We start from the raw sequence: 22,112 nt of genomic DNA on the forward strand, positions 1-22,112 counted from the left end.
TAACTATATCATAGTTGTGCTCCTCGAGGGAGCGTGCAGCAGGAGCGACTAGCAGAGGAGCTGACCATTTTGACACGAAAGATCATATACAATGTCCGGGCTGTTTGCGAGGACGAGATTGTAGAAGGAGCCGCGGTCCGAATCGGTGGCGATACGATCGAGGAAATTACTCGGGACGGTCCGGCCGCAGCAAAGACCGGCGACTGCGATCTGATCGACGGGCAGGGAAATCTGCTCATCCCGGGCATGATCGATGTACATATTCACGGAGCCTGCGGCTACGATATGATGGACGGCACGGAAGAAAGCGTGCAGCAAGTATCTGTTGCGTGCGCAGCCAGCGGCTGCACATCGTTTCTCGCCACCTCGGTCAGCTCGACGATCGAGGATTTGCTGGCCATGATCGCGAGCGTCAAGCGGGTGGCCGGGAATGAACGGGGAGCTGCGATAGCGGGCATTCATCTCGAAGGCCCTTACTTGAACGTGAAGCGCAAAGGCATGCAGAACGAGAACTATTTGCGTCATCCGAGCATTCCGGAAATGAAGCGTATCTTCGACGAAGCGGGAGACTGGATCAAGATGGTTACGATCGCTCCCGAGCTGCCGGGCGGCACGGAAATGATCGGCTGGCTGCGCGAACGCGGAACGATTGTGGCGCTCGCGCATTCGGACGCCACATACGAGGAGGCCAAGCTCGCCTTCGCGCGAGGAGCCAGCCATGTGACGCATTGCTTTAACGGCATGCGCCCGATCCATCATCGCGATCCCGGGCTTGTTGTGGCGGCGTTCGAGGAGGAGCATGTGAGCGTACAGGCCATCGTGGATCATGTGCATCTGCACCCCGCGATTGTTCGTTTGATGCACCGGCTGAAGGGCGCGGACAAGATGGTGCTCATCACGGACGCCCTGCAAGCGATGGGGCTCGGCGACGGGGTGTACACGTTCGGAGGCCATCAAGTGCAAGTGTCGGAAGGCGTCGCCCGGCTGAAGGACGGGACGTTGGCATCGAGCACGGTCACGATGAACAAGGCGCTCCGCTTCACGACCGAGCTCGGCATCCCGCTCCAGGATGCGCTGCGTATGGCCGCCACGACTCCCGCTGACATACTCGGCCTGCAGGACAGAGGACGGATCGCTCCGGGGTGCCGCGCCGATCTGGTGCTCCTGGACGAGCAGTTCAACGTCCGGTTGACGATGCTCGGAGGAAGGCAGTTGGAGCTTTCTCCGATCGGATAAGGAAAGGAAAACGCTGCGATCCGCTATCGTGCCTGCAAAGCAAACAATCCTATTTAGGATACAGAGGAGAACAAGACGTCATGATCGATCATATCGTATTGATTAAATTCGGAGAGTCGACGACTCATGAACAGCTTACCGAGGTGGTTACCCGGTTCAAGGCACTTAGAAGCCAATTGACGGGCATCGTAGACTTGCAAGCAGGCATCAATTTTTCGGACAAAAGTCAGGGTCATCAAGTCGTGTTGTCAGTCCGGTTCGAAAATAAGGCGGCGCTGGAGGCTTACGGGCCGAATCCGCATCATCAGGCCGTCGCTGCCTTCATCCGGGAAGTAGGCAGAGTCGACAGCATCATAGTAGACTTTGAGATCGATAATACGTAACTAACCAGGGAACGGCCTGCGGTATCACGCAAGCCGTTTTAAAATTGGAGCGGGGGAAACTGTGTTTACACATCGCTGGAATATCAAGGATAATGGATAGGAACGAAATGTTAACGGACCGATCAAATCGAAAAGGAAAGGTGAATGATGAAACGAAATCGCCTGTTGCTTGCGCTTGTAACCGCCGTTCTGGCGCTCGTCCTGGTGCTGCCCGCCACGAGCGCGTATGCGGAAGTCAGCATCACCAGCTTCTCGGTGTACGGGGAGGGCAAGTCGTACTTGATCGGCGGAACGAAAATCAGTTACTCGTACATGGACGACCGCGCGATATCGACAGAGATTGAAAATGTGCGAATGGATTATTCCACCGACAACGGACTCAATTGGCTTCCGGTTCTGGACTTGCAAGATAAGCGAAACTACGGAACGTTTCGGCTTCCCGTCGATCCGCAAATTACTAACGTTTCCTTTCGGCTAAGCGCCAAATATTCGCCGCTCATCGGCAGCAACAGTTATCCGCAAAAAACGGCGGGGCCGTATCCGGTCAAACAGCCGGGCGAACCGAGCAATTTGACGGCGGTTGCGAACAGCGACGGTTCGGTAACGGTTTCCTGGACCGATAATTCGAATATGGAGTCGTATTATTTGCTTACCAGGGTCGGACCCGAGGGCACCAAATATTTTAATGTGACAAACGGCGGAGGCGAGTTCGGTCCGATGTCGACTGTCGATAAAACGACGAGTAAAACGAAAAATACGTTTTACGCCTACTCGGTAACGCCGGTCATCGATTTGTACACGCTGCCGGAAGAAGTCGTTCCGGGTATGGAGACGGCTTTCGTCGTTAATAAGGCGCCGTTTGCCGGAGCAGTTGTAGACAATATCCAGGATGCAGGTCTGCGTGCCTCTCTCGGTGAACTTTTGTCGAAGCAAAAGCCTGCTGGCAGCTCGCCAATCTACGATTTGAAGCCGATCGATGGTGCAAAGCTGCCCGAATTGAAGCTTCCGGGCGGCATCATCGGCGTACAGCCGGGGAAGGGCGGGAGCGGCTCGGCTTCGGGCGGGGCGACAGGGACCGGCAGCGAAACCGGGGGCGGTCAGCCGGGCGGCGCGGCCCAAAGCGCGGAAACGCTGCTGAACGAAGCGGTATACGGCGCAAGCGACTGGGCGAAAACGGATATCAAACTGGCTATCGTGCAGTCGCTGACGACAAGCGCTGTACTCGGGCGATATCAGGAGCCGATTACGAGAGAGCATTTTGCCGGAATTGCCGTCAAGCTGTATGAAGCGCTGAGCGGGAAAAAGGCGGAGCCGATATCGCCCAATCCGTTCAAGGATACGTCCGTCGCCGACGTGCTGAAGGCGAATAAGCTCGGTATCGTCAGCGGCATATCGGACGATACGTTCGCACCCGGCGCGAACATTACCCGACAGGAGCTCACCGTCATGCTGATGCGCGCGGTCAAGGCGGCGAAGCCGTCACAGGCGCTGAAAACGAGTGGAATGCCAGAGTTCGAGGATGCGGGCTTGATCGCTCCGTGGGCGTTGGAAGGGATTCATTTCGCTGTGGGCTACGGCCTGATGAACGGAGTCGGCGAAGGGAAGATCGATCCACTGGGCAAAACGACGAGGGAACAGGCGATCGTTCTTGTGAAACGATCGTACGACGTTTTCAAATAACCAAGCGACTGCGATTAACGCGCCGTTATGTACGGCGCGTTTTTATCGATAGTAATCTCGCCGGCGGTATGGTACGATTCAATCATCTGTTTTTAAGGAATAAGGAGGCAAGCAAGCAGGCATGCTCAGTTTTGAACAAAAATTAACGATATTAGACTCCTTCCCCGAACTGGTACGCAAGTCCGTATCGCTGGGGCGGGTCAACTACCATTACGAACAAAGCGTCCACGAAAAAAAGACGGTTGCGTATCATCTGCATCCGAACGGCAGCGGTTATGTGTACGGGGCGATACTGAGCGGATATGCGGCGGACGATAAAGGCTACGTTCAAATCCGCGATTTCTCCGAGGCCGAGCTTCGCGAAATCGTCGCGAAATCGATCCAATCCTTGTCTGTACCTGCAGCCGCATCGCCGAAGGCGGGGGAGCGTCGCAAGCGGGAGCGCTGGGTTGGCGCGAACCAGCACGTTTTGACGGTGACGTACGAAGACGAGCTGTGGTATGTGCACTCGGGCCTGAACTTGGATGCGGCTTTCGAGACGTATGACGAGCTGGAGGAGTATATGCAGGAAGAAGGCTACACTCGGGCGTAACCGCCTGATAGCGAATAAAGGGAGCAGTGGATACGATGTACGAGCATTTGGTTTCCTTTAAGTTCAACGACAAGTTCGACCCAGCGATGGAGCGCGAGCTGCTGGACGTTTTACATGCTTTTAAAGGCAAGATTCCGGGAATTGTAGAGCTTACAGCCGGCGTTAATGTGACGGAAGAGCTGCACAATATGCACGGCTATACGCTCGGTCTGCGCGTTACGTTCCAGGACCGGGAAGCACTTCGCGACTATGGGCCGCACCCGGTTCACCAGCACTTCGTCAAGCTGCTGGACGGATTACTCGATAATGTCGTCGTTGTTGACTACCCAATCTGAACAGCCGTTCACCCGCTGCATACGTTTAGGCACATTCATCGTCCGTCCGGGTGATGTTTGTGTCTTTTTGCATTTTTTCGAAATTTATTTGTAAGCGACCGCAAAAAGCTCAGAAAAAATCCCGATGATGCATCTATTAGGAGGAAAGGAGGTTATTCATGGAGCATGAGGCAACCGACGGCGACTTGATCGAACGGGCGCGCGGCGGCGACGGGGAAGCGTTCGGCGAGCTGGTGCGCAGACATCGTTCGAAGGCGTACGATTGGGCGCGCAGCGTGGCGCGCGATCCGTTTTTGGCGGAAGATATCGTGCAGGAGGCGCTGCTGCGGGCTTTCCTGCATCTCGGAACGCTGGCGGACATGAACCGGTTTCTGCCGTGGCTTCACCGGATCGTTCGCAATGAGGCGCTCATGAAGCTGCGAAAAGGGGAGTTTTCCGGAAAGGAACGAACGTTCACCGCGTTGATCGGCTCCGCCACAGTGTCGTCGGAAGTCGATTGGGCGGACTTGGACAGTATTTTGTACTATATGTGCGGCTCCCGGGAACGGGACGGCGGGCGCGGGGGCGATCCGTCCGCACTGCTGGCCCAGAAGGAATTTTTGGAGACGATCCGGCAGCTGCTGCGCTGCTTGACCGGGAAGGAGCGGGCTGTATTCGAAGCTTACTTTTTCCGTCAGCTGTCGCCGTCCGAGATCGCGTTATTGTTCGGCACGTCGGCGGATAATGTGTATCAGTCGTTAAGCCGGGTTCGCAGCAAGGTGAAGATCGAGCGCAGCCGCGAGCGGTATCGGGACTATTTGCGGGAAACGCTGGAGCCGGGGCTGCCGGAGCGCGCGTCCGTATCGACTGTTTTGAGGCGAAAGTCACAAGAGTGGAAACGGTGCGGAACGTCGTTCGCGGGAGCCGTTTATGCACTGCTGCCGTACACGCAAGCGAAGCCGTACAGCTTAACCGAGGTTATGGGTCTCACGAGTCAAGCGTTTCGTTTAACCGTCGAGGCGGAGTGCATCGATGTGTCCGGGCCGTCGATGTATTTCTGGGAGCCGGTTTTTCACGACGGACTGCTGAATCTTGGTCTGGAAAGCGAGCATGCCGGCGACGGCGGGGTTCCTCCAAGCCCGTTTATGCTGCATAAAGGAATCTCGCTAATAAGAAAATCCGTCGTGGCGGGCATCCCGGTTGCCGCATGGGATCTGTTCTCCCCGGAATTCGGCATCATTAGCGGTTATGATGACCGCGAACAACTGCTTCATGCCGAGGATGCCAAAGCGCGCAAGTCGATCCCGTACGATCAGCTTGGCAAAGGAATATCCGGGGGACTGTTCGTTCTCGCCGTCACTGGGAGCTGTGAACTCTTGCCGTGGGAAGCGGTGTTAAACGCACTTCGCATGGCGGTCCGGCACGCTTATGGAGAACGGACCTTCGTCGGATACGTGTGCGGGCTGACCGCTTACGATTGCTGGATAGAGGCGTTCCGGAACCGAACCGTTCAACCTCTGGGCAATGCCTATACGATCCGGGTTTTGAGAGATGCAAGAACGCACGCGGCAGCGTTTCTCGAAGGGCTGGCGGGTCAATGGGCAAAAGCGGGATACGATACGTCGGTCTCGATGGCGGCAGAGGCTGCGGAGAAGTATAGCGCTGTTGCCGCAGTTTTGATGGAGCTGGAGCGGTTATTCCCTTTTCCGCAAAGCGGAGCCCCGAACGATCCGTCCGTCTCCCAAACCGCCATACGGCTGCTCTTACAGGCCAAAAACGAGGAAGAAGCGGGAGTATTGGAGCTCAAACGCCTGCTCCGCTGCCTCGAATTAATCGCTGCAACATCAGAAGTGGAGGGAACCCTATGATTATGCCAACCGATAAAGTGCTCGAAGGATATGTGTATAACGGCGCTCGCAGCAACTTGTCCAATGTGAACGCTTATAGCGCCTGTTTGAAATATTGGGGCAAAGAGTACCCGCACACGCCCTGGCTGTACGGTGCCATAGCCATCCCGTTCCTGTTCCGGGTAGGCGAGCGGGTGAATGAAGCGCCGATACTGGACGAGCTGCCGCACGAGCGAATCGTAGCGCTCCTGAACAATCTGGGTGTCCGGGTGGAAGGATTCAGTGTTACGGCGGCAGGCGAGGAACTGGAACGTTTGCGAGAAGAAACGTGGCAAGCGGTACGCGAAGCAGTTGACGCGGGGGTGCCGGTCTTCGGCCGCGGTTTCTATTTCGACTACGGCGAAACAAGCGTCGTACAAGGCTATGCGGAAGCGGACGATGCCTATATCGTCAGCTGCTGGCATGGCACGAAACAGATTCAGAAGCAAACACTCGGCGAGCGGGACGGGCTTATCGACGTGTATTGGATGAAGCCGGACGGAAGAGAAGAGGATGACAGGCGGACGGTGATGGAAGCTTTGCAGCTTACGGTCGAATTTGCGGAGGGGAAACGGACCGGCCCGCAAACCCGCGTCGCGTCAAGCGCCTACGATCTGTGGGTGAGCGAGCTGCGCAAGGGAACCGTGGACGGATGGTATTTTGCGTATCATACGCATGAATGGGATACGTGCCGGTCGAACGGCTACAAGTTTTTGCTCGAAGCGAAGCAGCGGCTTGCGGGCGACGCTCCGCCTTCTCTGGACCGTGCAATCGGGCATTTCGGCGCGGTGCGGGATCAATTCCATCACGTTTATCGCCTGTTCCCGTGGGAGCAGCCGAGAGGGCTGATTGAGGATACCGAACGCCGTAGCGAGGCCGCCAGGCTGCTGGAGGAAGCAAAAGCGTACGACGAAGCCGCGATAGCAGCTTTTCGCGACGTTGTCCGGGAATTGAATGCATGCAGCGGGGCGTGAGGGGGTTGGTGTCCGATGACAAAAGTAAGTCTGGAACGTCTTCGCTTCACGGGGTTTCATAAATCCCATGTCGGCGCTATTCGCTCGTGTCTCGAATACTGGGATATACCCGTTTCGGCGGCATGGACGTACGGCATCACCGGAAATGCTTTCCTATCTGTCGTTGATGAGGGAATGCGCGCGCCAAATACAGGAGAGCCGGAGGCGGAGTCGTACGAGGCGGCGCGTCTGCTCGGACTGAAGATAAACGGCTTGCATACGTTTGCGGACCAAGAATCGTTTCCGCGTCTTCAAGCGGATGCATGGCAAGCGGCGAGAGCTGCGCTCGATCGGGGGTTGCCGGTATTCGCCAAAGATCTGGATATCGGGAACGAAACCTCGGTCGTGTACGGTTACGATGAAACGGGCTACTACACGCATTCGTGGCATAGCGGCAGCGGACACGAGGGGGCGGAGCAGGCAATTCCGTGGAACATGCTCGGGAAAAGCTTTTGCCCATGTTTCTCCTGCGCGCGGCAGCGATCAGGCAGTCCGGCTATAGGCAGTCCTTCGCAGGCTGAGGAGCGGGATGACGGGCTGCTCGTCTCGCTGCACTGGGCGGAGAAGACCGAGCCCGCCGACGACAAAACTGCGATACGGACGGCGCTCGACTTCGCGCTGCGCCACTCCGCCCGCGCTTCGTACGAATGGGGAGGACGACGCTTTTACAGCGGAACAGCGGCGATACGCAAGTGGAAAGAACATGTGCAGAGCGAAACGATCGAATGCTTCTACATGGGCTATTACCTTGATCTGTTCCATGAAAGCAGGCATTACGCGTTTCTGTTCTGGAAGGAAGCGGGCGAGCGGATCGGCGGAGCGCTGACGGAATTGTTTCGAGAAGCGGCAGACCAATACGGTCGTATCAAGGACGAATACCGCGCACTCAGCGGCATGTTTCCGTGGATGCAGCCACGCGAGCTGTTAACGGACCCCGATCGCCGCAGGGAGGCGCTGGAGCGGCTAAATCGGCTTGAATCGCTGGAGGCGGGCGGGTATGACATGCTCGAGCAGATTCGCGACAAGCTTTGAACCGGTTTTGTACATATAACCTGAAGAAGTAGGTGAACGGATATGTCCAGCCAGCTTATCCAAAAATCATTCGGAATCGTCGGACTTCGCAGAAGCTGCACGTTCAAGGAATATCCGGTTGCGGTTCCCGCTGCCCGAGCCGCATTCGAGGCGTATAAAAACGAGTTGTCTGGCGAATGCAATACCGAGCTGATCGTGTATGCCATGTCGGAGGAAGCCGTCCATCCCGATCGACAAGAGCGTTTTGCGGTTGGCGTTATGATGATGAAGCCCGATCGTTTGCCAAACGGACTCGAGTATATAGAGATTCGCGATCAGTGGTTTGCGGCGGTCGTGTACCGTGGCCCGATTGCCGGTATCGGCAAAGGGTATAGCAACATTCATGAATACATACGGGCTCGCAAAGGGAGAGAAGATAAAACCTCTTTCGTAGTCGAGCTGTACGATCGGCGTTTCCATCCCGATGCGGAGGAAAGCGAAATGGAAATATATGTGCCGGTTGTAATGGAACTATAAATTCGCTTGATAATTCCAAAATCTCCCTACATAATAGAAGCAAGTAACAAGGTGTTCTGGGGGAGGGGCGGACGGATGCAGCAGTCTAAGATGGACGGGATAACGGTTTTGAAATGGGTGATGGTTATACCCATGTTCGTGCTTAGTTATATTGTGGCTCGGGTGTTTTTTCGGTTATTCGTATTTCGGATGATCTTTGAACCTATATCGTACAATAATCTGCAATTGGAGTTTATTTTGCGGCATTTGTACGATCAATCGTTCTGTTACATCTTTTCGATCTATGTCGCTTGTGTGACTGCGCCGAAATACAGGGTAACGATATCGGTTATTTTGATGGTGCTCGTTCTGATCACGATGCCGAGACAGGTGGAGATTGCACGAGAAATGCGATATTACGGCGATCTGCCCTGGAAGATGCCGTTTCTGTATGCCACTTTTATCGCAGGCGGCGTTTTTCCCGTCCTGATCATGCTTGCAAAACGCTATTTGGAGAAGAAAAGGAGCCCCGGCTCCCATATTCAGGTTTGACGAAGAGCCGGCAGCGGAATTGCTGCCGGTTTTCGTTAACGGCGCTAAAGCTCCTCAATCGAGGCGATGATGGCGTTGTTGAACAGATTCATCGAGGGGAACCAGATCCCGTACCCGTCATTTTGTTTGCTGTCGATTGAGAAGATGACTTGTACCGTTTCGTAGTACGGATCGACCGTAATGTTCACGCCGCCCGCCCCGCCGCAAACGATCGCCTGCGGGGAGAACAAGTCGCCGCTGTCCCGTTTCGTATTGTTGACCGGCCAGCAGTAGCCGTAGGAGGCATCTATAAAAAACTGCGAGCCGTAGGTGGAAGATACATGCGGCGCTTGATCGCGAATCATCTCCGTTACCGATGCCAGGCTCAGTATACGTTTATCCCCGTATTTGCCTTTGTTCAGGAACATCTGGCCGAACTTCGCAATATCCTTCGCCGTGGAATAAGCGCCGCCGGCGGCCGACGGATTCGACATCGCTTCCGGCGTATGATACCATTTACCGCCTGGCAAGTGCTCCTCCCGGCGTATAACCGTATGCTGAAGCGATTCCGGTACGACGAAGTAGGTATGATTCATGCCGATAGGTTCGAATATATGCTCTTTGCAAAACGACTCCAGCGTCTGCCCGCTGACCCTGCGAATGATTTCGCCAAGCAGCTCGACGCCGTAGCCGCAATAAGACATCTCGGTTCCCGGCGGCTTCCACAGCGGCGTGTCATAGCCGAGATATAATCTTCGGTGGAGGCCGGGATGCTGGTTCGGCTCCGCAGGCGGAATTTCCACCGTACCTTCCTTAAGCTTCGAATGCTCATATACATCCGCATTGCGCAGTCCGGACGTATGCGTCATTAGGTGATGAACTTTTACGTTTTGCTTGCCTTCGCCGACAAATTCGGGAATATAGTAGGAAACCGGGAATGTTAAACAGAGCAGCCCCATCTCGACGAGGATCATGGCTGCGGTTGCCGTAATCGGTTTCGTTATCGAGGCCAGCGGAAATAAAGTTTCGGCGGTGAGTGGCGGCGCGTCGGGCTCGAAAGATGCGCTTCCGTATGTTTGCTCGCTGACCACGATTCCTTTCCTTGCTACAACGATTGAGAAGGCTTGCGATACCCCGCTAGCTGCCCAGCCCTGCACAAGATTTTCCATTCGCTTGATGCGCTGCGGGCACATCCCGGCTTCCTCCGGCCTGCCTGTAACAAGCTCCATTCGTTCAACTCCTCCAATAAATGTAAATCGATGGTAGCATACTTTCGATGCATTCGGAAAGGGAAATGTTTGTTCAAAACAAACGGGAAGTAAAATCAAAAAAAACAGTTTACAAAAACATGCATCGATAGTATACTACTATTTAAACCTAATACTTGTTGTTGTCGCTGAATTTTCTTTTTGAAGAGAAGCGGGGGAACCAAGTTTTTATGGGGTGAATCGAAACGCATGCAAGTGCGCTTCGTAGGGCGATTTCTCACCGCCCGAATCCGTCAGCTAACCTCGTAAGCGAATGTGGGGAGGATAGATTCGTTGTAAACGCAAGGTCTAGCCTTGTGTTTTTTGTGATTTCTTATCCCCCGCCTCCGCAATGTTTTGTCAATTTCGAGAGGAGGAGATCCAAATGGTTCAAAAGGAAAAAATGGTTACGTTGTTCGACAAGTTGAATGCAAGCGATCAGAAAAAGGCTTACGAGTACATCCAAACCTTGGCGCACCGGAACAGGGATCGAATAAACGACGAAGGCGTGTCGAAGCTTTACGGTAAAAAATATTATGTCGTTTCCGATTAACCGGAAACGGAAAAATCCGCTCGACGAGCGGATTTTTCTTTTGCCTGCGATTGTGCTCGATTGGTCGAATCCGCTATAGTTGTAGCTAGGACGAGACGCAGCAGAAGAAAGGGTTTATCCATGAAAACGATATTGGTCACCGGTTACCGGGCCCACGAGCTGCAAATTTTTGACGAGAAACATAAAGGAATCGGGTATATTAAGAAGGCGATCTCGGCGAAGCTCATTCCGCTCCTCGAAGAAGGCTTGGAGTGGGTCATTACGCCCGGGCAGTACGGAGTCGATTTGTGGGCTTGCGAAGTGGCGTTTGAGCTTCAAAATGAATACCCGCAGCTCAAATGCTCGATTATAACCGCATACCAAAACCCCGAGGAAAAGTGGAAGGAAGAGAAGCAGCAAAAATTCCGCGATATCGTTAGCCGGCTGGACTACTACGGGACAGTTAGCCAGCAGCCCTATGAAGGCGTATGGCAGCTGAAGGCGAGGGACGAGCTGCTGCTTCGCAAATCGGACGGCATTTTGCTGTTTTACGATGAGGACCGCGGCGAAGCCAGCCCCCGATTTTACAAGATGAAGGCGCTGGACAAACAGCTTCGCGACGGCTACCGTTATATCGGCATCGGAGCTGACGAAGTGCAGGCCATAGCGGACGATGAAGCTTACTCGGGTTTAGAATCTTGACACGCACCGCAAACGGGAGAGCGTACTTGAAGGAAGGGGTCATACCCCCCGGCGTATTGCTTGAACAGCCGCTAGCGTATACTATAAGTAGTAATGATAACAGAATAGGTGAATGGTATGGGGATCGCAGATTTTCTCTCGACGTTAACCGAGGACCAATTGAAACTATGGCTGGAGCAGTTTCGGTCATACGGCCCGCTGCCGGGCATGCTGCTGACGTTTCTGAAATCGTTCGTTCCGCCTTTGCCGACCTTGCTCATCGTCGGCGTTAACGCCGCTGTATACGGGCTATGGCTCGGGTTTTTGTATTCATGGATCGGCATGGTGTGCGGGTGCTTGCTTACGTTCGCGATCGTCAGGAAAATTGCTGGACATCCGTATTTGCAGCGCATGGCCCGCAAGCCGAAGGTGCAGAGAGGAATGCTCTGGGTTCGGCGCAATGCGTTTAGTTACGTGTTCGTACTCAGTCTGTTTCCGGTCGGCCCCTTTGTGGCGGTTAATATGGCCGCAGGACTCGCCGGCATGTCGTTTCGTTCGTTTGCGCTGGCCGTATCGCTTGGCAAAGCCATTATGATTTTTATCGTTTCCTATATCGGCTACGATCTTTCGCGGTATATCGAAAATCCGCTGCAGCTGCTTTATATTGTGGCCTTTATTGTAATTTCCTTGCTGATTAGCCGAAAGATCGAAGCCAAATTTGTCAAACACGACGTGCCGGACGAGACGAACGAGCACCAAATTCAAGGCTAAAGCATGGGGCATGACGGAAGAAGCCGGCAGCTTGTAACGAGCGGCCGGCTTTTTGCTGCAATATTTACCATGTAGACGGAAACACTTTGATTTCACGGTCAACACGGGTAAGAAACGAGTAGTTCGGGTTAAACGTAAAGAGGCGCTTCAACCGGTAATGCAGCAGGACGACGGCGTTTAGCGCTTCGTTCAAGGAAAACCGGCAATCCGGGTATTCGAGCAGCAGCCGCTTGGCCTCGGTTTCCAACTCGGGTCCGCTCGGAATGATCGTCAGCACGTTTTGCTGGACCGCCTTCTCGACCGTGTTCAGAAATAGCTGTGCGTCGGCGTAATCGAACTCGTCACGAAGCCAACGGTGCGTCTCGAAAATGACGGAGTTGGTCGTCGACAGATGGCGCTCCAAATCGTGCATTTCGTAAAATGCGGTGCGCGCCTGCAAGTAGTAGGGGTCATCGGGATTCATAAACGCCATCCAGGCCGATTGCTCTACGAACACCGAACCAGCGGCAAAAGCGGTGTCATGCGAATTCATGGCCGATCGCCTCCTGTTCCCGGCTGTCCCGGCTCGTCTTGCGGCCAGTCAATCCGTCCAGCGCAAGCAGAGGGTTGCTCTCGATCTGACCGATGTTCGACTTGAGCTTCCGTTCCTTGCTCTGTAAGGCAAACTGCTGTCCCAGCATGTAATGAACGACGGCGTTGACGCTTGTGCCGCGAATTTCGGCCAGCTGCCGGCAGCGCTCGTAATATTCAGGTTCCAGCTCGATGACCGAAGCGTATTCGTTCGGCTCGGCATCGTTGTCGCGCTCCTCGTTCGAGATGAACTGCGACGCCGCATCTTTCCACTTTTTAATTTGATCTTGCCAACCCTGCTTAGGTCCATTTCTATTCATAGGTCTCACCTTCCACTGCGCGCTCATTTACAAATTTCTATCTTTTTCCCCATAGCTTTCGGTCCGGCTGCCCATTTTCAGGGTGCTGACGCGACTTTTGTCATCTTTTAACGCAAGCGGCCGGTGTTGTGAAGCGCATCGTTCCTCCTATATAATGAAAGGATCAATTCGCAAAGGATGATTTGTCTCATGCTGGACATTACGTCTTACACCGTGGAACGCATTCGCGACCATTTCGGCATTTTGACCGGAAACCGCTACGAATTCAGAATCGATGTCGAAGTAGACGAGGAAGACGAGCTTTATACCGAGAACGGGCTGTGCGTGCGCGTTGTTTTTAAAGATGAAGAGGGCACTAGCGGCATCGTGAAATACGAGCTTTTGGAACGGATTACGAACAAATATTGGGATTATGACCTGGAAGAAGAGGAGCTTCAGTTCGTGGAGGCGTTCTGCCGGGAGCACTATAAGGAAGCGGACGAAGACGAATAAGAAAGCGACATGGAGAAAGCCTTGCCCTGATGAAGTTCGGGACAAGGCTTTTTTATTAAATCGACAGCAGCTCCCGGATATCCTGCTCCGTCAGCGACGACAGCGCTTCGTGACCCGGCTCGATCATTTCGTCGATCAAGTTTTGTTTCTTCTGCTGAAGCTCGAACATTTTCTCCTCGACGGTCCCTTGCGATAACAGACGAATGAGGTGCACGACCTTCTTCTGCCCGATCCGGTGCGCTCGGTCCGCCGCTTGCTGCTCGACAGCCGGATTCCACCACAGATCGTACAGGATGACCGTATCGGCGCCGGTCAAGTTCAGCCCGGTACCGCCGGCCTTTAGCGAGATGAGAAACATTTCTTTCTCGCCTTCATTAAACCGGCTGCACAGCTGCACGCGTTCGGCGGCCGGAGTTTGACCGTCCAGGTAGAAGAACGGGATGCCGGCGGCGCCGAATTCCCGCGCGATCAGCGACAGCATCTCGGTAAATTGGGAGAAGATCAAGGCCCGCCTGCCCGAACTCCGGCATTCTTCCACGATGTCCAAAAGCTGCTCGAATTTGCCTGAGCTTCCCGTGTACCCTTCGACGAACAGGGCTGGATGGCAGCAAAGCTGGCGCAGGCGGGTGAGGCCGGCCAATATTTGGATCCGGTTGCGGTAAAAGCTTTCCTCGTTCAGATGTTTGACCGTCTCGTGACGCAGCTTGGCCAAATAGGCGAGGTACAGCTTTTTCTGCTCCGTCAGCAGCTCCGACGTTTGCAGCGTCTCGATCTTGTCCGGCAGTTCCTTCAGCACATCGCCCTTGACCCGGCGCAGCATAAACGGGCGTATCCGCTTCGCGATCGTTTCCCGCGGCATTTCGCCGAACGCCTTCCGTGCGGGAAATAATCCCGGGAAGACGGCCTCGAAGATCGACCATAACTCTTCCAGCGAGTTTTCGATAGGCGTTCCAGTGAGAGCGAAGCGATAGTCGGCGCGAAGCCGCTTGACTGCCTGAGCCGTCTGTGTCGTATAGTTTTTGAACGCCTGGGCCTCATCAAGAAGCAGTGTGTGGTACTCCTGACCGGCATAGGAAGCAATATCCTTGCGCAGCAGCGGATAAGAAGTAATGATAACGTCCGCCTGGCCCGCATCGCGGATCAATTTTTCCCGTTCCGGCTTGGTGCCGTCCGCGATGACGGCGCGAACACCTGGCGCGAATTTGTGCAATTCGTTTTGCCAGTTGTACACAAGGGAAGCGGGAGCGACGATCAGCGCGGGTTGTCTACGGCTTCGAATGTCCGGCAGCATGGAGACGAGAAAGGCGATGCTCTGCACCGTTTTGCCAAGCCCCATGTCGTCGGCCAAGATGCCGCCGAACCGGTAATGGGCGACCGTTCTCATCCACCCGTATCCATACTTCTGGTAGTCGCGAAGAATACCAGACAAATGGTCCGGCAGCTCATACTCGAGAGGGTCGGGATTGCGCAGACTGTCGAGAAGCTGGCGAAGCGGTTTGCCCAGCTTGACGACGCTGCCCGGCTGCCCGGCATCGATCAGGCGCAAACCGCGAACGGCCGGCAAACGAACGGACGCTCCCGCGACATCCGCCGAACGGACGCCGACTTCGTTCATAAAACGGACCAGCTCCTGGAACGACTCGCCTTCCATCGGGAGCAGAGCGCCGCTTGGCATCCGGTAATACCTTCGTCTCTCCTCCAGCGCTTTCAGCACGCCGCGAATATCCGCCTCGCGTATGCCGTCGATTGCAAATCCGATATGCAGCCATTCCGTCCGCTCGTCTACGTTCACCGTTATTTTCGGTTCGGGGTTTACCGGAATGATTCTTTCCTTTACGGCGGATGTGGCGTATACGTTCAGCAGCTTCTCCAGCTCGGGAACCGCGTGGTACAAAAAATCGTATTCGGCTTCTTCGCCGCTGTATATATAGCCGCCCTCCGTCTTCGCATTATCGGGCTGCTCCATCAGCTCCAGGATGCGGCTCTCCCGCTCTCTGTCGCGCATCAGAATGCGCTCCTCGCCTCGCGAGTGGACGTTTTCCGCAAGCGGATCAAAGACGATATCGCCATATTGAAATTCGAGCCCGGCCAGCAGCTTGTCTCTGACGCGGTCCAAATACAGCTTGGCGCGCAGCGGCGCTTGCATGATCCGGTCGGCAACGGCCGGAGCGATCGCGACATGGCCCAGCTTCAGGAGACCCGGAATAACGGTTTCCATAAACGGCTCCATTTGCTCGCGGGCGATGCGGATGGAGCTCTGGCCCGACGATTCGACCATATGCAGCAGATGGACCAGACGGCCGCAATGCTCGTCAGGCAGCATGTACAGTTTTCCTTCGGCAGCTACAAGCCCGTATGGCTCCATAATCTCAAGCTGGTCGTAGCCTGCCAGTTCCAGCCGGTATCCGTCCGAATCGTCGCGGTTGAACTCGAAGCGGAGCGGTAGGGGTTCTGCGGAGTAGCTGATGCCGCTGTAAGTTCCACTTTGCAGCTCGATCGTCACTTGGGCGGCGGCTGAGGCAAGCCGGGAGAACGACTCCCAGTGTACCGGCGGAATCGGCAGCATTCGCTCGTAGTGCCGGCTGCGCGAATGGCCCTGGAGCGTATAAGGGCTGGATGCTTCGGCGTACAGGCTCTCGTCGCGAACCATTCGGGCGAGCAGACGCAGCAAGGCGTCATCCTCCGGCCGAAACGTATGTTCAGCCGGGTCGTATGCGAAATGTCTGGTGAGCGGGTAAGGCTTGCCGCGCTCGATGCTGTCCAGCAGTTCCCGCAGCTTCGGTACGCCGTACAGCCGTTTCGGGCCTAGCTTCAGCTCCGCCGCGAACATTGTTTTGCGAAATCCGTATGGATAAGGGGTTATTGTAAATTCGACATCAAGCAATTTGCGATGCTCGAACAGCGGTCGAGTGCCGCTGGGCAGACTCGGCTTGCCTTCGAACAGCTTCAGCACGCTTTCGGTCAGTCTCAGTTCGCCGCCGGACCTGGCGGCAGGAGGGTAGCTCATAAACAGATCCTTTCTGGTACGGCCTAAGAAGCGACATACCCCTATGATAACAAACATTGGCGGTTCCGTGGAAGTGGAGAAACGAAAGTATGTTCGTGTTCCAGCTCGCAAACGAATATAGTTGTAGACAGCCTGTCAATCTGCTAAGTTAAAGGTAATATATGGAACAGGGGTGGATAGAATGAAACGCGTCGCATCTGTAAGCGTGTTGCTGGCAGCGGCCATATCGCTGGCAGGCTGTTCGTGGCCGGCCGGCAAGGAAACCGGCGGCAAGCCTGCGGCTACGGAGCAGAAGGAGCTTACGATTCTTATGCAGGACGGGACTTCCGCAACTGTCAAAAACCGGATCGCGGAGCTCGAGAAACAGGCGAAGCTGTACGAGCAAGCGGTTCCCGGGGTGAAGGTCACGATCGAGAAGCTGGCGGCCCCCAAAGGGTTCGCACCGGCGGTCCAGGAGCGGCTGAAAAGCGACAAGTCCGCCGATCTCCTGTTTGGAGGCTTCGATCCGCTGTTGATCGAGCAGGGGGCGCTGGCCGACCTGCTGCCGATGTTCAAGGCCGATAAGTTAACAACCGACGATCTGTACGAGTCGCTCACCGCCATGGCTACCGTCAAAGGAAAGCTGATCGGCATCCCGATGGCGCCGGAGCCTTTGGCCGTTTATTTCAACAAAGATTGGTTCGATAAAGCCGGCGTTCCGCAGCCGAAGGGCGACTGGACGTGGGAGCAGTTTTTCAACGCGGCGATCAAGCTTAAGGCCGGCAATACGGTAACCGGAAAAGAGACGTACGGCAGCGCCATCCCGTTCGACCTGCAATTGTTCGAATCGCTCGCGCAGAGCAGCGGACAAAGCATCGTCTCCCCGGAGGGGAACCGGTTGAGCGGTTATCTGAACAGCAAGCCGGTAACCGATGCGGTGGGGCTGCTGCTCTATCATATGAATTCGAGCAAAGCGAGCAAGGTCGTTTCCTCCGGCGGCGCCCAGATCTACAACGAGCTTAGCAATCAAAATGTCGGCATGGCGATCGGCCAGCCGGTCAACTATTCATTGCTCGGCGCGAACCCGGGCCTGATGAGCAAGATCGGAGTCGCTCCTTTGCCGCATATGGAGAAAGGAACGCGCGCCAACGCCCTGTATTTCAGCACGATGTCCATCTTGTCCGGCTCGAAGCAAAAGGAGGCGGCATGGAAGTTTGTGAAGGACGTTATATTGAATAGTGACAGCGCTTTCCAAAAAGACTGGGGCCAGCAGGAACTGCTGACGTCGAAAGCCGCCGCCCAAAAAACGGGGCAGCAGCGCGATCCGGCTTTAAGCGTATTCATCGGCGAATTAAGCGCGGGAATCAAGCCGGCTGTCTACAAAAATGCGGCGCTTGCTTCCGTCTCCATCTCGGAGAAACGGCTCGTAGCCTCGCAATCGGTTGCCGAGGCGCTGGCGGCGCTGACGGAAATGGCCGATCAAATCGATCAGCAGCTGATGGACAAAAAATAAATACCCATTCGACCCAATATTATGTATTATATAGAATGTAGGAAGGCGATGATAAAGAGTCCTATAAAAGGCTCGGAAACGGGAGGACCAACGATGCTGGAATTGTATCAGGATCATAAAGGGAAAACGGCGCTTGCTTTTCCGCATTTCCCGACGCGTTTGCAGGCAGTAGTAGGGCGGAATTGGGGGCTTGTTCCGGCGGAGCGTATCGCAGCCGTGCTGCAAACTTCGGCGGCGACCGTAAGGGAGCTTGCGCAGGAGATGGGCTTCCCCACAGAAACGGACGCAGATCCGCTCTGGATGACGAGAGGCTATATTACGATCATCCGCGCCAACTGGCATCTGCTCCCGTACGGGCAGCTGCTTGAGCTGCTGGGTTGGACCGAGGAGCAGCTCGCCTTTGCGCTGAAGGAGGACGATTTTCTATGGATCAAGCTCGGCGCGCTCAAACCGCAAACCGAAGAAGTACACTATCGTCCGCTTACCGCTTCGGAGAAAGAATTGACGCGCCGGCTCCGGGAGCAGCTGAACGCTCATTTTCCGGAGGGTGATCAAACCGGCGGGCCATACGAGGAGCCGTTTGCTTTTCTCGGCAAGTTCGGGCAAGGCGAGAGCGGCTCCCTTCCGCAAGCAGCTAATGTTCGGCAAGCGCAAACGGACGAGGTGACGCTAGGTCCGCGATATCGCGTGGCCCGCCCGGAGGAGTATCGGCATGCCAAGTCGTTTGTCGAACGATTTGCGAAACGTTTGGAGCGTAAGTGGGGCATTTCGCCTGCGACGCAGGAGGATGCGGCGGCAAGCGGCGATGACACGGAAATCAGTCTGCACATCGTACCCGACTCGAGCTTGCTCGGGGAAAGCCATCGCATCGAGGTGACGCCTCACCGCATCCGCATCGAGTCGGTCGACGAGCCGGGACTGCTGCGAGGCTTGCAATGGCTGGAGCGGCAGATGGACGAGCGGGGCGGTCCGTTTGTGCGGCTGGGTCGGACAGAACGCCTTACGAAGATCGATCTGCGGTACATCTATTCTTTTTTCGCCGTTTACGGCGATCCGCTGATCGACCCGGAGCTCGACCCGTACCCGGACGATCTGCTCGAGAGGTTGTCGGACATCGGCGTGAACGGAATATGGCTGCAAAGCGTGCTGTACAATCTCATTCCGTGGGAAGAAGCTCCCGAGCTGTCGGACGGCTGGGAGAAGCGGCTGGAAGGACTGCGCAAGCTGACGGAGCGCGCGGCGGATTACGGGATCGGCGTTTACTTGTACTACAATGAACCGCGGGCGATGCCTTTGCCGTTCTACGATACGAGGCCGGACTGGAAAGGCCATACGCATATGGGCCTAATGGCGTCGCGCTGCACTTCGCGGCCGGAAGTGCAGCAGTATCTCTGGGAGAGCACGGCGCGGTTGTTCCGTGAGGTGCCCGGACTCGCCGGGTTGTTCACGATTACGATGTCGGAAAATTTGACGAACTGCTACTCCCATGCGCCCGGCGGCAAGACGGAATGCCCGCGCTGCAGCCAGCGGCCGAGGGCGGAGGTGATTGCGGAGGTGAACCGCTGCATCGCCGAAGGCGCCTTCAGCGCGAAGCCGGATGCCCGCATCGTTTGCTGGACGTGGGGCTGGACCTGGTCCGAAGAAGAAGTGGCCCATGCGATATCGCTACTGCCGGACGGCGTTCGTCTCATGAGCAACAGCGAGGACCGGATGCCGACGAATGTGGCGGGCGTGCCCGGCTCCGTATCCGACTATTCGATCTCGATCGTCGGACCCGGCGAGCGGGCGCGTCATAACTGGAGTGCAGCGGCCGCTAGAGGTTTGGCGACGGCAGCCAAAGTGCAGCTGAACAACACGTGGGAATGCTCGGCGGTCCCGTTCCTGCCGGTCTTTGACCTGGTCGAGGAGCATTTGTCGAATCTGGAGCAATCTGGCATTAGCGGTTTGATGCTGAGCTGGACGCTCGGCGGTTATCCGTCGCTAAGTCTGGAGCTGGCTTCCGAATATTACTGGGATACGACTTCGGAAACCGCTGACGGGCAGCAGACTGCTCTGGAAAGGGGAAAGGCGCCCCGGCTTCGGGCCAAATTCGGTGAACATGCGGGAGGCGCGATTGCGGAGGCGACCAGCTTGTTCAGCCAGGCGTTCCGGGAATTTCCGTTTCAGATCGGCGTTGCCTATACGGCGCCGCAAAATTTCGGGCCGTCCAACCTGCTCTATTTGGAGCCAACCGGCTACCAGGCCACGATGATCGGGTTTCCGTACGACGATTTGAAGCGGTGGCGTTCGATCTACCCGGAGAATAAGTTCGCCGCCCAGTTCAGGAAGCTATCGCTCGGCTGGAAGAAAGGTATTGTCAAGCTCGGCAAGGCGCGCCGCCATGTGCCAGCCGGAGCGGAGCGGGCGTTTGAGGACCTCATGAACGCGGCAGAAGGCGCGTATTACCATTTTCGCAGCACGTATTTGCAGATCGCTTTCGTGCGTTGCCGCGACCGGATGCTGAAGGCGAAAAGCGCCGCCGTACGCGACAAGGAACGCCGGAGCTTGCTGGCGATAGTGGAAGAGGAGCTGGCAATCGCCAAATCGCTATTCGCGCTTATTCGACGCGATTCGCGCATTGGCTTCGAGGCGAGCAATCATTACTTTTATACGGCGCAGCAATTGCAGGAAAAGGTATGGAACTGCCTGTACGTTCGCGATCAGTTGCAAGCGGAAACGGCCGAGCCTATGGCCGCCAGGTAGATTTGAGGACACGTTTTTGGCTTAGCCCCGTCATCATGACGGGGTTTTGCTTTTGCTAACGAATGGAACGATCCCGATTGGCAATTAGGACGAAAGCCCCTTATGGCCAATTGTAACCTTATGGTAAAATCCACTAGCGGATAGGAGGAGAAACATATGAAAAAACGTAACAAATGGCTGCAAACGGGGGCGGTTGCCGTTCTAGCCGCAAGCCTGCTCGTGCTGGCCGCATGCGGCCAGAAACCGGAAGGCAGCGGCGCTGCGCCTGTATCGTCGCCTGTCGGCACGGAAACGGCCGTCAAGGCACCGGAGACGGCCAAGCCGGCCGATCAGCCGAAGAAGGCGAACGCCTCGGATGTCATCCAGAAGACGATGGAAGCGGCGTCCAAGCTGGATAGCTTCACGACGAATATGAATATGAAGCAAACGATGGAGCAAGCGGGGAACAAAACGGATATGCAGTCCGTCATCGCAATGGATGTTGTGATGAAGCCGCAGATGTCGTTCAAGCAAACGATGTCGATGAATATGCTTGGGCAGGATATCAAGATGGAGTCGTACATGACGAAGGACGGCTTTTTCATGAAGGAGCCGACGACGGGGCAATGGATGAAGCTGCCGAAGGAGCAGTCGGATCTGATGCTGAGCGCGGTGTCCAGCGACCAGCTCGACCCGTCCAAGCAATTGGAGAAGCTGAAGCCATTCCTCAACGATTTCGTTCTGACCGAAAGCGGCGACGATTACACGGTAAAGCTGACGGCCGGCGGCGACAAGTTCAATGAGTTTATCAAAAACGAAATGAAAAGCTATATGAACAGCAATCCGAATATGGAAAAATTGCTTGAACAAAATATGTCCGCGATCAAAATCACGAGCGTCGACTACACTTTCACGGTCGACAAGAAAACGCAGTACCCGAAAAGCATGAAAGTTAACATGGATCTCGAGATGGACATCCAAGGACAAAAAATGCGACTCGTGCAAAATATAGACGGCACGTACAGCAACCATAACGGCATTAAGGAAATCGCGCTGCCGAAAGAAGCGCTCGAAGCGAAAGCGGTCGGAGCTGCGAATTAAGCTCCGTCTTCGCTTG

Annotated in this window: 21 protein-coding genes and 1 riboswitch; of the genes, 17 read left to right on the top strand and 4 right to left on the bottom strand. The window is 55.4% G+C overall.

Features of this window, described 5'->3' with window-relative positions; genetic code table 11:
* The first annotated feature begins 69 nt into the window (after nt 1–69).
* From nagA to D7M11_RS14860, 10 genes are all read left to right on the top strand, one after another.
* Nucleotides 70–1,236 (top strand): N-acetylglucosamine-6-phosphate deacetylase, encoded by a 1,167-nt coding sequence (gene nagA / locus D7M11_RS14815; protein ID WP_120748004.1) that lies wholly within the window; start codon nt 70–72, stop codon nt 1,234–1,236.
* 80 nt (nt 1,237–1,316) lie between these two features.
* Complete coding sequence (locus D7M11_RS14820; RefSeq protein WP_120748005.1) at nt 1,317–1,619, top strand: Dabb family protein; 303 nt, start codon at nt 1,317–1,319, stop codon at nt 1,617–1,619.
* A gap of 144 nt (nt 1,620–1,763) precedes the next feature.
* On the top strand, nt 1,764–3,299 hold the full coding sequence (locus D7M11_RS14825) for an S-layer homology domain-containing protein (protein WP_120748006.1): 1,536 nt from the start codon (nt 1,764–1,766) through the stop codon (nt 3,297–3,299).
* Between the two features lie 121 nt (nt 3,300–3,420).
* Entirely contained in the window at nt 3,421–3,891 is a 471-nt protein-coding gene (locus D7M11_RS14830) for a hypothetical protein (protein WP_120748007.1), read from the top strand.
* Between the two features lie 35 nt (nt 3,892–3,926).
* On the top strand, nt 3,927–4,226 hold the full coding sequence (locus D7M11_RS14835) for a Dabb family protein (RefSeq protein ID WP_120748008.1): 300 nt from the start codon (nt 3,927–3,929) through the stop codon (nt 4,224–4,226).
* A 158-nt stretch (nt 4,227–4,384) separates the two neighbouring features.
* Nucleotides 4,385–6,073 carry an RNA polymerase sigma factor gene (locus D7M11_RS14840; protein WP_120748009.1) on the top strand — a complete coding sequence of 563 codons (1,689 nt, stop codon included), beginning with the start codon at nt 4,385–4,387 and terminating at the stop codon, nt 6,071–6,073.
* Nucleotides 6,070–7,065: a hypothetical protein gene (locus D7M11_RS14845; RefSeq protein WP_120748010.1), complete on the top strand. Its 996-nt coding sequence runs from the start codon at nt 6,070–6,072 to the stop codon at nt 7,063–7,065. The genes D7M11_RS14840 and D7M11_RS14845 overlap by 4 nt, the downstream gene beginning before the upstream one ends.
* 15 nt (nt 7,066–7,080) lie before the next feature.
* Nucleotides 7,081–8,136 (top strand): hypothetical protein, encoded by a 1,056-nt coding sequence (locus D7M11_RS14850; protein WP_120748011.1) that lies wholly within the window; start codon nt 7,081–7,083, stop codon nt 8,134–8,136.
* Between the two features lie 42 nt (nt 8,137–8,178).
* Nucleotides 8,179–8,652 (top strand): GyrI-like domain-containing protein, encoded by a 474-nt coding sequence (locus D7M11_RS14855; protein WP_120748012.1) that lies wholly within the window; start codon nt 8,179–8,181, stop codon nt 8,650–8,652.
* 75 nt (nt 8,653–8,727) lie between these two features.
* A complete protein-coding gene (locus D7M11_RS14860; RefSeq protein ID WP_120748013.1) occupies nt 8,728–9,183 on the top strand; it encodes a hypothetical protein in 456 nt (151 codons plus the stop codon).
* Between the two features lie 44 nt (nt 9,184–9,227).
* On the opposite strand, the gene D7M11_RS14865 is transcribed toward D7M11_RS14860, so the two are convergent.
* Nucleotides 9,228–10,391, bottom strand: coding sequence for a serine hydrolase domain-containing protein (locus D7M11_RS14865; RefSeq protein WP_120748014.1), 1,164 nt, complete (start codon nt 10,389–10,391; stop codon nt 9,228–9,230).
* A 155-nt stretch (nt 10,392–10,546) separates the two neighbouring features.
* A riboswitch (cyclic di-AMP (ydaO/yuaA leader) is annotated at nt 10,547–10,698 on the top strand.
* A 96-nt stretch (nt 10,699–10,794) separates the two neighbouring features.
* On the opposite strand from D7M11_RS14865, the gene D7M11_RS36405 reads away from it, so the two are divergent.
* From D7M11_RS36405 to D7M11_RS14875, 3 genes are all read left to right on the top strand, one after another.
* Nucleotides 10,795–10,962 (top strand): hypothetical protein, encoded by a 168-nt coding sequence (locus D7M11_RS36405; protein WP_158606610.1) that lies wholly within the window; start codon nt 10,795–10,797, stop codon nt 10,960–10,962.
* Between the two features lie 120 nt (nt 10,963–11,082).
* Nucleotides 11,083–11,643: an SLOG family protein gene (locus tag D7M11_RS14870; RefSeq protein WP_120748015.1), complete on the top strand. Its 561-nt coding sequence runs from the start codon at nt 11,083–11,085 to the stop codon at nt 11,641–11,643.
* 117 nt (nt 11,644–11,760) lie between these two features.
* Nucleotides 11,761–12,393, top strand: a complete 633-nt coding sequence (locus D7M11_RS14875; RefSeq protein ID WP_120748016.1) for a TVP38/TMEM64 family protein — start codon at nt 11,761–11,763, stop codon at nt 12,391–12,393.
* Nucleotides 12,394–12,457: 64 nt separating this feature from the next.
* Here the strand turns inward: D7M11_RS14875 and D7M11_RS14880 are convergent, their stop codons facing one another.
* Together D7M11_RS14880 and D7M11_RS14885 are read right to left on the bottom strand one after the other, a co-directional pair.
* Nucleotides 12,458–12,925: a type II toxin-antitoxin system VapC family toxin gene (locus tag D7M11_RS14880; protein ID WP_120748017.1), complete on the bottom strand. Its 468-nt coding sequence runs from the start codon at nt 12,923–12,925 to the stop codon at nt 12,458–12,460.
* Complete coding sequence (locus D7M11_RS14885; RefSeq protein WP_120748018.1) at nt 12,912–13,283, bottom strand: hypothetical protein; 372 nt, start codon at nt 13,281–13,283, stop codon at nt 12,912–12,914. Before D7M11_RS14885 ends, D7M11_RS14880 begins: the two co-directional genes overlap by 14 nt.
* Before the next feature lie 189 nt (nt 13,284–13,472).
* Between D7M11_RS14885 and D7M11_RS14890 the strand changes: the two genes are divergently transcribed.
* On the top strand, nt 13,473–13,775 hold the full coding sequence (locus D7M11_RS14890; protein WP_120748019.1) for a DUF6509 family protein: 303 nt from the start codon (nt 13,473–13,475) through the stop codon (nt 13,773–13,775).
* 55 nt (nt 13,776–13,830) lie between these two features.
* Here the strand turns inward: D7M11_RS14890 and D7M11_RS14895 are convergent, their stop codons facing one another.
* A complete protein-coding gene (locus D7M11_RS14895) occupies nt 13,831–16,782 on the bottom strand; it encodes a DEAD/DEAH box helicase (protein ID WP_240041117.1) in 2,952 nt (983 codons plus the stop codon).
* A 181-nt stretch (nt 16,783–16,963) separates the two neighbouring features.
* On the opposite strand from D7M11_RS14895, the gene D7M11_RS14900 reads away from it, so the two are divergent.
* The 3 genes from D7M11_RS14900 to D7M11_RS14910 all read left to right on the top strand — a co-directional run bounded on the left by D7M11_RS14900 (nt 16,964) and on the right by D7M11_RS14910 (nt 22,096).
* On the top strand, nt 16,964–18,274 hold the full coding sequence (locus D7M11_RS14900; protein WP_120748021.1) for an ABC transporter substrate-binding protein: 1,311 nt from the start codon (nt 16,964–16,966) through the stop codon (nt 18,272–18,274).
* A gap of 93 nt (nt 18,275–18,367) precedes the next feature.
* Nucleotides 18,368–21,016, top strand: a complete 2,649-nt coding sequence (locus D7M11_RS14905) for a glycoside hydrolase family 20 zincin-like fold domain-containing protein (RefSeq protein WP_158606611.1) — start codon at nt 18,368–18,370, stop codon at nt 21,014–21,016.
* A 156-nt stretch (nt 21,017–21,172) separates the two neighbouring features.
* The gene (locus D7M11_RS14910) at nt 21,173–22,096 is read left to right on the top strand and encodes a DUF6612 family protein (protein WP_120748023.1); all 924 of its coding nucleotides are present in this window, start codon (nt 21,173–21,175) and stop codon (nt 22,094–22,096) included.
* Nucleotides 22,097–22,112: the final 16 nt, after the last annotated feature.

It is taken from the genome of Paenibacillus ginsengarvi, from assembly GCF_003626695.1.
GTDB classification, from domain to species: Bacteria; Bacillota; Bacilli; order Paenibacillales; family NBRC-103111; genus Paenibacillus_AB; species Paenibacillus_AB ginsengarvi.

Excerpts from the sequence above, each read along its gene's own strand:
- D7M11_RS14820 (WP_120748005.1), top strand. The coding sequence starts at position 1,317 with ATGATCGATCATATCGTATTGATTAAATTCGGAGAGTCGACGACTCAT.
- D7M11_RS14825 (WP_120748006.1), top strand. The coding sequence starts at position 1,764 with ATGATGAAACGAAATCGCCTGTTGCTTGCGCTTGTAACCGCCGTTCTG.
- D7M11_RS14830 (WP_120748007.1), top strand. The coding sequence starts at position 3,421 with ATGCTCAGTTTTGAACAAAAATTAACGATATTAGACTCCTTCCCCGAA.
- D7M11_RS14835 (WP_120748008.1), top strand. The coding sequence starts at position 3,927 with ATGTACGAGCATTTGGTTTCCTTTAAGTTCAACGACAAGTTCGACCCA.
- D7M11_RS14840 (WP_120748009.1), top strand. The coding sequence starts at position 4,385 with ATGGAGCATGAGGCAACCGACGGCGACTTGATCGAACGGGCGCGCGGC.
- D7M11_RS14845 (WP_120748010.1), top strand. The coding sequence starts at position 6,070 with ATGATTATGCCAACCGATAAAGTGCTCGAAGGATATGTGTATAACGGC.
- D7M11_RS14850 (WP_120748011.1), top strand. The coding sequence starts at position 7,081 with ATGACAAAAGTAAGTCTGGAACGTCTTCGCTTCACGGGGTTTCATAAA.
- D7M11_RS14855 (WP_120748012.1), top strand. The coding sequence starts at position 8,179 with ATGTCCAGCCAGCTTATCCAAAAATCATTCGGAATCGTCGGACTTCGC.
- D7M11_RS14860 (WP_120748013.1), top strand. The coding sequence starts at position 8,728 with ATGCAGCAGTCTAAGATGGACGGGATAACGGTTTTGAAATGGGTGATG.
- D7M11_RS14865 (WP_120748014.1), bottom strand. The coding sequence starts at position 10,391 with ATGGAGCTTGTTACAGGCAGGCCGGAGGAAGCCGGGATGTGCCCGCAG.
- D7M11_RS36405 (WP_158606610.1), top strand. The coding sequence starts at position 10,795 with ATGGTTCAAAAGGAAAAAATGGTTACGTTGTTCGACAAGTTGAATGCA.
- D7M11_RS14870 (WP_120748015.1), top strand. The coding sequence starts at position 11,083 with ATGAAAACGATATTGGTCACCGGTTACCGGGCCCACGAGCTGCAAATT.
- D7M11_RS14875 (WP_120748016.1), top strand. The coding sequence starts at position 11,761 with ATGGGGATCGCAGATTTTCTCTCGACGTTAACCGAGGACCAATTGAAA.
- D7M11_RS14880 (WP_120748017.1), bottom strand. The coding sequence starts at position 12,925 with ATGAATTCGCATGACACCGCTTTTGCCGCTGGTTCGGTGTTCGTAGAG.
- D7M11_RS14885 (WP_120748018.1), bottom strand. The coding sequence starts at position 13,283 with ATGAATAGAAATGGACCTAAGCAGGGTTGGCAAGATCAAATTAAAAAG.
- D7M11_RS14890 (WP_120748019.1), top strand. The coding sequence starts at position 13,473 with ATGCTGGACATTACGTCTTACACCGTGGAACGCATTCGCGACCATTTC.
- D7M11_RS14895 (WP_240041117.1), bottom strand. The coding sequence starts at position 16,782 with ATGAGCTACCCTCCTGCCGCCAGGTCCGGCGGCGAACTGAGACTGACC.
- D7M11_RS14900 (WP_120748021.1), top strand. The coding sequence starts at position 16,964 with ATGAAACGCGTCGCATCTGTAAGCGTGTTGCTGGCAGCGGCCATATCG.
- D7M11_RS14905 (WP_158606611.1), top strand. The coding sequence starts at position 18,368 with ATGCTGGAATTGTATCAGGATCATAAAGGGAAAACGGCGCTTGCTTTT.
- D7M11_RS14910 (WP_120748023.1), top strand. The coding sequence starts at position 21,173 with ATGAAAAAACGTAACAAATGGCTGCAAACGGGGGCGGTTGCCGTTCTA.